The organism is Streptomyces luteolus (genome assembly GCF_029968015.1).
GTDB classification, from domain to species: domain Bacteria; phylum Actinomycetota; class Actinomycetes; order Streptomycetales; family Streptomycetaceae; genus Streptomyces; species Streptomyces luteolus.
The window spans coordinates 1-7123 of sequence record NZ_JASCIS010000090.1 but is presented as its reverse complement, the minus strand read 5'-3'; the positions used below and the strand labels follow the sequence as shown (position 1 = coordinate 7123).

At 68.9% G+C, this 7123-nt stretch carries 6 protein-coding genes and 1 tRNA gene; 2 read left to right on the top strand and 5 right to left on the bottom strand.

Annotation, left to right across the window (positions count from 1 at the left end; translation table 11 throughout):
• Positions 1 to 46: 46 nt before the first annotated feature.
• Entirely contained in the window at positions 47 to 685 is a 639-nt protein-coding gene (locus tag QIT00_RS38390) for an ANTAR domain-containing response regulator (protein ID WP_282540141.1), read from the bottom strand.
• 105 nt (positions 686 to 790) lie between these two features.
• Here QIT00_RS38390 and QIT00_RS38385 point away from each other — a divergent pair.
• Together QIT00_RS38385 and QIT00_RS38380 are read left to right on the top strand one after the other, a co-directional pair.
• A tRNA-Leu gene (locus tag QIT00_RS38385) sits at positions 791 to 865 on the top strand.
• Positions 866 to 976: 111 nt separating this feature from the next.
• Positions 977 to 1759, top strand: a complete 783-nt coding sequence (locus tag QIT00_RS38380; RefSeq protein WP_282540140.1) for a transcriptional regulator — start codon at positions 977 to 979, stop codon at positions 1757 to 1759.
• 10 nt (positions 1760 to 1769) lie between these two features.
• Here the strand turns inward: QIT00_RS38380 and pyk are convergent, their stop codons facing one another.
• The 4 genes from pyk to QIT00_RS38360 all read right to left on the bottom strand — a co-directional run bounded on the left by pyk (position 1770) and on the right by QIT00_RS38360 (position 6965).
• On the bottom strand, positions 1770 to 3206 hold the full coding sequence (gene pyk / locus QIT00_RS38375) for a pyruvate kinase (protein ID WP_282540139.1): 1437 nt from the start codon (positions 3204 to 3206) through the stop codon (positions 1770 to 1772).
• Between the two features lie 168 nt (positions 3207 to 3374).
• Entirely contained in the window at positions 3375 to 4094 is a 720-nt protein-coding gene (locus QIT00_RS38370) for an SIMPL domain-containing protein (RefSeq protein WP_282540138.1), read from the bottom strand.
• A gap of 16 nt (positions 4095 to 4110) precedes the next feature.
• Positions 4111 to 5595 carry a lysine N(6)-hydroxylase/L-ornithine N(5)-oxygenase family protein gene (locus QIT00_RS38365; protein WP_282540137.1) on the bottom strand — a complete coding sequence of 495 codons (1485 nt, stop codon included), beginning with the start codon at positions 5593 to 5595 and terminating at the stop codon, positions 4111 to 4113.
• Positions 5592 to 6965 carry a pyridoxal phosphate-dependent decarboxylase family protein gene (locus QIT00_RS38360; protein ID WP_282540136.1) on the bottom strand — a complete coding sequence of 458 codons (1374 nt, stop codon included), beginning with the start codon at positions 6963 to 6965 and terminating at the stop codon, positions 5592 to 5594. The genes QIT00_RS38365 and QIT00_RS38360 overlap by 4 nt, the downstream gene beginning before the upstream one ends.
• Positions 6966 to 7123: the final 158 nt, after the last annotated feature.

The window sequence follows — 7123 nt, the reverse complement described above, 5'->3', positions numbered from 1 at the left end:
AAACGGGATGCGGGCCTCCGCCGCGCGTGCAGAGCAATCCGGCGAACTACTTCGCCTTCTTCTCCTCGGAATCCTCGATCACAGCCTCCGCCACCTGCTGCATCGACATCCGACGGTCCATCGACGTCTTCTGAATCCAACGGAACGCCACCGGCTCCGTCAGTCCGTACTCCGTCTGCAGAATCGACTTCGCGCGGTCCACCAGCTTCCGCGTCTCAAGGCGCTGCGAAAGGTCCGCGACCTCACGCTCCAGCGTCTTCAACTCCGTGTAACGGGACACGGCCATCTCGATCGCCGGAACGACATCGCCCTTACTGAACGGCTTCACCAGATACGCCATCGCGCCCGCGTCCCGCGCACGCTCCACGAGGTCGCGCTGCGAGAACGCCGTCAGCATCAGGACCGGGGCGATGGACTCCTCGGTGATCTTCTCCGCCGCGGAGATGCCGTCGAGCACCGGCATCTTCACGTCCAGGATCACGAGATCCGGACGGTGCTCACGGGCCAGCTCGATGGCCTTCTCCCCGTCACCCGCCTCACCGACGACGGAGTAGCCCTCCTCCTCGAGCATCTCTTTGAGGTCGAGGCGGATCAGCGCCTCGTCCTCGGCGATGACGACGCGGGTCGTCAGCGGAGGCACGTGCGACTGGTCGTCGTCGGGCTGGGGCGACTCGGGGGCGGTCACGTCGGGGGCTCCTCGTTCGGGCCGGGCAGGTACTGCTCCCAAGAGCCTACCTAGCTGCGGTAAGGTGGACGGGCAGCGGATCGAAGGAAACCTTCGATTCATTGGGCCCCGGTAGTCCAATTGGCAGCAGACGAAGGTCTCAAACACCTTACAGTGTGGGTTCGAGTCCCACCCGGGGCACTTTTCCTTAGATTGCAAGGTTGCCAGCGATTCGGCTGAAGTTCACCCGACCTCGTGATTCCGGCCGTCGACCTTGGCCTCAGCGGCATGCGGCGAGCGAGACTCGCTCACATGTACGACATGAGCACTCGCAAGCGCGCCCTCGCCCTCGTCTGCCGAGGCCGCAGCCTCAACTCCGTCAGCAAGGAAACGGGCATCTCCCGTGCGGCGATCCGTGAATGGATGGTGCGGATCGAGCCGCTGCCGCGCATGAGGCCGCAGAGGGAGCCCTGTTGCCGGTGCGGACCGACGCCCGACTGGCCGGCCGACCCGGCGGCGTACTCCTATCTCCTCGGCCTCTACCTCGGCGACGGCTGCATTAGCCCCGGCGCGCGTACCGGCTACTTCTTACGCATAGCCTGTGCGGACGCGTGGCCAGGACTGATCGACGCATGCGTAGAAGCCGTCAAAGAGGCGAACCCCAGCGGCAAGGCAGCGAGAGTGCAGGCCACCGGACATGTCTCTGTCGTCGGCTACAGCCAGCACTGGCCCTGCCTCTTCCCCCAGCACGGCCCCGGCAAGAAGCACGATCGGAAGATCACGCTCGAACTCTGGCAGCAGGAGATCGTCGACGCGCATCCCTGGGAATTCGTCCGTGGGCTCATCCACTCCGACGGATGCCGGATCACCAACTGGACGACGCGGATAGTCGCCGGAGTGAAGAAGCGCTACGAATACCCGCGCTATTTCTTCACCAACAAGTCCGACGACATCCGGCGGCTCTGTACTGACACTCTCGACCGCTTGGGTGTCCAGTGGGCCAACTGCACGCGCAACGGAATCCCGTTCAACATTTCCATAGCCCGCAAGGACTCGGTCGCTCTCATGGACACCCACATAGGCCCCAAGTACTAACCAACACTCGTCACTTCGGGCTGTCGTCCTCGCCGATGTGGTGGACGCGGACCAGGTTGGTCGAGCCGGGGACTCCGGGTGGGGAGCCGGCCGTGATGACGACGATGTCGCCCTTCTGGCAGCGGCCGATCTTCAGGAGCTGCTCGTCGACCTGGGCGACCATCGCGTCCGTCGAGTCGACGTGCGGGCCGAGGAAGGTCTCCACGCCCCAGGTGAGGTTGAGCTGGGAGCGGGTCGCCGCGTCCGGGGTGAAGGCGAGGAGGGGGATCGGGGAGCGGTAGCGCGACAGGCGCTTGACCGTGTCGCCGGACTGGGTGAAGGCGACGAGGAACTTCGCGCCGAGGAAGTCGCCCATCTCCGCTGCCGCGCGGGCGACGGCGCCGCCTTGGGTGCGGGGTTTGCTGCGTTCGGTCAGGGGCGGGAGGCCCTTCGCCAGGATGTCTTCCTCTGCCGCTGTGACGATGCGGGACATCGTCTTGACCGTTTCGACGGGGTATTTGCCGACGCTGGTCTCGCCGGAGAGCATCACGGCGTCGGTGCCGTCGATGACGGCGTTGGCGACGTCGCTGGCTTCGGCTCTGGTGGGGCGGGAGTTGTCGATCATCGAGTCGAGCATCTGGGTGGCGACGATGACGGGTTTGGCGTTGCGTTTGGCGAGCTTGATGGCGCGCTTCTGGACGATCGGGACTTGTTCCAGGGGCATTTCCACGCCGAGGTCGCCTCGGGCGACCATGATGCCGTCGAAGGCGGCGACGATGTCGTCGATGTTGTCGACGGCCTGGGGTTTTTCGACCTTGGCGATGACGGGGAGGCGTCGGCCTTCCTCGTCCATGATGCGGTGGACGTCTTCGATGTCGCGGCCGCTGCGGACGAAGGAGAGGGCGATGATATCGGCGCCGGTGCGCAGGGCCCAGCGGAGGTCTTCGACGTCCTTCTCGGAGAGTGCGGGGACGGAGACGGCGACGCCGGGGAGGTTGAGGCCCTTGTGGTCGGAGACCATGCCGCCTTCGATGACGGTGGTGTGGACGCGGGGGCCGTCGACGTCGGTGACTTCGAGGGTGACCTTGCCGTCGTCGACGAGGATGCGTTCGCCGGTGGTGACGTCGGCGGCGAGGCCGTCGTAGGTGGTGCCGCAGGTCTGGCGGTCGCCTTGGATGCCGTCTTCGACGGTGATGGTGAAGTCGTCGCCGCGTTCAAGGAGTACGGGGCCTTCGGTGAAGCGTCCGAGTCGGATCTTCGGGCCTTGAAGGTCGGCGAGGATGCCGACGCTGCGGCCGGTTTCTTCGGCGGCTTCGCGGACTCGTTCGTAGCGTTCCTCGTGTTCGGCGTAGGTGCCGTGGCTGAGGTTGAAGCGGGCTACGTCCATTCCGGCTTCGACCAGGGCCTTGATCTGGTCGTAGGAGTCGGTGGCGGGGCCCAGGGTGCAGACGATTTTTGCTCGGCGCATGGTCTGACCCTAGGGCTTACCGGCGGGTAGAGATTTGGTGTGGTGTGACTGCTCAACAACCTTTGCATGAAGGGTTATTGACAAGTGTTGAATTGTGCGCTGCGTTGCTCTGATGAGCGCTCGATGGGTGGTCGGGGGTGCTCATTCGGGCGGAATGCGCAGGGCTGTTCAGAGTCGGGGTGGGGCCATGGTGAAGCGGGCGTTGATGTTGGCGTAGATGGTCTGGCGTTGGGGTTCGAGGTCGAGGGGTGGGGCTCCGGCGGCTTCGGGGGCGCCGTAGGCGACGGTGCGGAGGCCACCGGGTGCGGGTGGGTAGGGCGGGAGGGAGTTGTCGGCGCCGATGTCGGCGATGTCGATGAGGGCGGTGAGCTGGGTGCCGAGGGCGTCGGCGTATTCGCGGGCGCGTTGGACGGCTTCGTGGACGGCTTGGCGGCGGGCCTGGGCGTGGGCGGGTGAGGTGGGGCGCAGGCTCCAGTAGGGGCCGTCGACGCGGGTGAGGTCGAGGTCGGCGAGGCGGGTGGTGAGTTCGCCGAGTGCGGTGAAGTCGCTGAGTTCGGCGGTGATGTGGACACGGCCCTGGTAGGCGCGGATGCGTTCGCCGCGGCCTTTGTCGGTGAGTTGGGGGCTGATGGAGAAGGCGCCGGTTTCGAGTTTTTCGATGGCTTCGCCGTAGCTCTTGATGAGTTGGAGGGCGGTGTTGTTGCGGTGGGTGAGGTCGTCGAGTGCGGTGCGGCGGTCGCGGCCGCGTGCGGTGACGGTGATGGTGATGCGGGCGATCTCGGGGTCGACTTCGAGGCGGGCTTCGCCGCGTACGGCGACGCGGGGGTCTTCGGGGGTGGGGCTGGGGTTTGGGCTGGGGTTTGGGCCGGGGCTGGGGTTGGTGGTCATGGGGTCACTGTCGCATTCAGCCCTTGAGGTCGACGAGGGTTCCGTCGGGGCCGGGGGTGGTGCTGCCGTGCCGTTCCGCGGGGAGGCCGAAGGTGGTGAAGGCGGTGCGGGTGGGGAGCGGGTAGGGGTTGGTGCCGGTGAGGGTGTTGAGGATGGTGGCGCTGCGCCAGGCGGCGAGGCCGAGGTCGGGGGTGCCGACTCCGTGGGTGTGGCGTTCGGCGTTCTGGACGTAGATGTTGCTGCCGGTGCGGGTGATGGCGGGGTCGAGGGCGAGGCGGTAGTGGGGGTCGATGTGGGGGCGGCCGGTGGTGTCGCGGTGGAGGTGGGGGTCGAGGGCGGCGAGGAGCTGGTCGAGGGGGCGTTCGCGGTAGCCGGTGGCGAGGATGACGGCGTCGGTGGTGAGTCGGGTGCGGGTGCCTTGCTGGGTGTGTTCGAGGTGGAGTTCGATCTTGGTGCCGGCGAGGCGGCCTGCGGTGCGGACGGTGACGCCGGGGGTGAGGGTGGCGTCGGGCCAGCCGCCGTCGCGGGTGCGGTCGTAGAGCTCGTCGTGGATGGCGGCGATGGTGTCGGCGTCGATGCCTTGGTGGAGTTGCCGCTGTGCGGGGATGAGGCGGTCGCGTACGGGTTCGGGGAGGGTGTGGAAGTAGTGGGTGTGGTCGGGGGTGAAGTGTTCGAGGCCGAGTGGGGAGTGCTCTCTGGGTGCGAAGGCCTCGGTGCGGGCGAGCCAGTGGAGTTTTTCGTGGCGTGCGGGGCGGGCGCGGAGCAGGTCGAGGAAGATCTCGGCGCCGGACTGGCCCGAGCCGATGACGGTGATGTGGTCGGCGGCGAGGAGGCGTTGGCGGTGGGTGAGGTAGTCGGCGGCGTGGATGACGGGGACGGTGGGGGCGTCGGCGAGGGGTCTGAGGGGTTCGGGGATGTGGGGGGCGGTGCCGATGCCGAGGGCGATGTTGCGGGTGTGGGTGCGGCCGAGGGCTTCGGCTTCGCCGTCGGTGTCGAGTTGGGTGAAGTCGACTTCGAAGAGGGCGTGTCGGGGGTCCCAGCGGACGGCGTCGACCTGGTGTCCGTAGTGCAGCGTGGGGAGCCGGTCGCTGACCCAGCGGCAGTAGGTGTCGTAGTCGGCGCGGGGGATGTGGAAGCGCTCGGTGAAGTAGAAGGGGTAGAGGCGTTGTTGGTCGCGTAGGTGGTTGAGGTACGACCAGGGGCTGGTGGGGTCGGCGAGGGTGACGAGGTCGGCGAGGTAGGGGACTTGGAGGCGGGTGCCGTCGATGAGCTGGCCGGGGTGCCAGTGGAAGGCGGGGCGTTGTTCGTAGAAGGCGGTGGCCAGGGGTTGGAGGGGGTGGGGCAGGCCGTGGGCGAGGGCGGCGAGGGAGAGGTTGAAGGGGCCGATGCCGATGCCGACGAGGTCGCGGGGGCGGTCGGGCGTGGAGTCGGGTGGGGTCGGCTGCGGGGTGTCGGGTCGGGGCGGGCGCGGGGTGTCGGGTGGGCTGGGGGTGGGGTTCATCGGGAGGTGTGTCCTTCCACCAGTTTCAGGAGGCCGGCGAGGTCGGCGGGCCGGGTGTGCGGGTTGAGCAGGGTGACCTTGAGCCAGAGGCGGCCGTCGGCGTGGGCGCGGCCGAGTACGGCGTGGCCGTCGGTGAGGAGGGTGCGGCGGAGCCGGCCGAGGGCGGCGTCCTCGATGTGGTGGGGGCGGAAGAGGACGGTGCTGAGGGTGGGGCGGGCGTAGAGCTCGAAGCGGGGGTGGCTGTCGATGGTGTGGGCGAAGCCGCTGGCGAGGTCGCAGACCTGGTCGACGAGTGCGCCGATGCCGGTGCGGCCGAGGGCGCGCAGGGTGGTGGCGATCTTGAAGATGTCGGGGCGGCGGGTGGTGCGCAGGGAGCGGTCGAGGAGGTCGGGCAGTCCGGCGTGGATGTCGTCGTCGGCGTTGAGGTAGTCGGCCTGGTGGGCGAGGGCGCGGGTCTCGCCGCGGTCACGGACGGTGAGGAGTCCGGCGGCGACGGGCTGCCAGCCGAGTTTGTGCAGGTCGAGGGCGACGGTGTGGGCGCGGTCGAGGCCGTCGAGGAGGCGTCGGCGGCGGTCGCTGAAGAGCAGGGTGCCGCCGTATGCGGCGTCGATGTGGAGGCGGGCGCCGTGGTGGTCGCAGACGTCGGCGAGTTCGGGGAGGGGGTCGATGTGTCCGGCGTCGGTGGTGCCCGCGGTGGCGGCCACGAGGACGGTGGCTTTGGGGAGTTGGGTGAGGGTGTCGTTCAGGGCGGTGGGGTCGAGTACGTCGGTGGGGGTGGGGACGGTGATGGGTTCGGGCAGGCCGAGGAGCCAGGCGGCGCGTTGCAGGGAGTGGTGGGCGTTGGCGCCGGTGACGAGTTGCAGGATCGCGGGGGCGCGGGTCTCGCGGGCGAGGAGCAGGGCGAGTTGGTTGGCTTCGGTGCCGCCGGTGGTGACGAGTGCGGTGGCGCTGGGGTGGACGAGGGCGGCGAGGGCGTCGGTGACGAGGGTTTCCAGGGCGGAGGCGGCGGGTGCCTGGTCCCAGGAGTCCATGGACGGGTTGAGTGCGGACGCGGCGAGGTCGGCGGCGGTGGCGACGGCGAGTGACGGGCAGTGCAGGTGGGCGGCGCACAGCGGGTCGGCGGGGTCGGCGGCGCCGTGGGCGAGGAGCTGGACGAGGGTGGTGAGGGCTTCTTCGTCGCCGGTGCCGTGTTCGGGCAGGGGGTGGCCGACAGTGCGTCGTACGTGCTCGGTGACGGTGGTGGGGCCGCCGGCGGGGAGGGGGCCCTGGCGGGCGGCGGCGCCTTCGGTGAGGGCGGTGAGGACGGTGTCGAGGAGGGGCCGCAGGTGGGCGGGGCCCGCGGGTCCGGAGGCGAGGGGGGCGTCGGGCATGGGGGTTCCTTCGGGTGCGCGGGGTGGGCTCCAGCCTGTACGGGGGCTGGGGCCGTTGTCCGTCAGCTCAACGAGCTGGACCCGAAAGGGGTATCTGTGCGGGGCGGGGGGGGGGGGGGGGGGTTTTTGCCACCCCCCCCCCACCCCCAACCCGGCGG